An 813-nucleotide genomic window follows, 5' to 3' on the forward strand; every position below is an offset into this window, starting at 1 on the left:
TAGATCAGCTTGCTGCTGTGGATGACCGAAAGCTGGTACGGCGGGTTGATGCCAATGAAAGTATTATTGTCGTTCAGGCGCATCTCATTTCCTCCTTGATCCTCCAAATGTACTTCTCAGCTTCTTCTAAGATCTCAGTCACCTGCTGCTTACGCTTCGGGCTGGTGAGCAGGCTGGGATTGAAGGTGAAGCTGTATTCCAACCGCTGGATCATGGCATGAACCGCGGATTGCAACTCGGTGTACAGCATCATTTCCTCGATGCTTCCGGCGTTCTCAAAGGACGACCGGATGGGCGTATAGGGGTAGACAGGCGGTTTGCCATCCACCACCTCAGGCGGCGCATAAACCGCCGTAGAGCGCCGGATAGGCTCTATCTGCTGGATGCTGCCCATAGGGTTCAGCGCAAGGCTGATGCGAACTGCATCATCGACCCGGCGCATCTCCTCCGGGGTCAGATGCCCCAGATACTTCAGTGCCCGGCTTTTGTCGATGGTGAAGATCTGCTCTGCCTGCACAACAGACGGCATATTCAACCCTGCGTTTTCCAACAGGCAGTGGGTCGGCTGATTTACTTTCTTTTCCGCCTTGCTTGTCATGGTCGCAACGATCAGGGTTGGAGAGTGGTAATTGCCCACGTCATTCTGAAGAATGACCGCCGGGCGGTCACCGTGCTGTTCCGAGCCGGTGCTCGCCCCGAAATGGGTGAAGAAGATGTCTCCGCGTTGGAATTTCCAGTTTTGCTGCAAAATTGTACCTCCATGTTGTTATGTGCAAAGCCCGCTGCCGGATGTTCCACAGCGGGCTTCGTTCA

Annotated in this window: 1 protein-coding gene; it reads right to left on the bottom strand. The window is 54.5% G+C overall.

Annotated features, from left to right (window positions below; genetic code table 11):
* Nucleotides 1–73: 73 nt before the first annotated feature.
* Nucleotides 74–748, bottom strand: coding sequence for a type II toxin-antitoxin system PemK/MazF family toxin (locus tag AAAU26_RS09835; RefSeq protein ID WP_097771475.1), 675 nt, complete (start codon nt 746–748; stop codon nt 74–76).
* Between the last annotated feature and the right edge of the window lie 65 nt (nt 749–813).

It is taken from the genome of Faecalibacterium longum (genome assembly GCF_040094125.1).
GTDB classification, from domain to species: domain Bacteria; phylum Bacillota; class Clostridia; order Oscillospirales; family Ruminococcaceae; genus Faecalibacterium; species Faecalibacterium longum.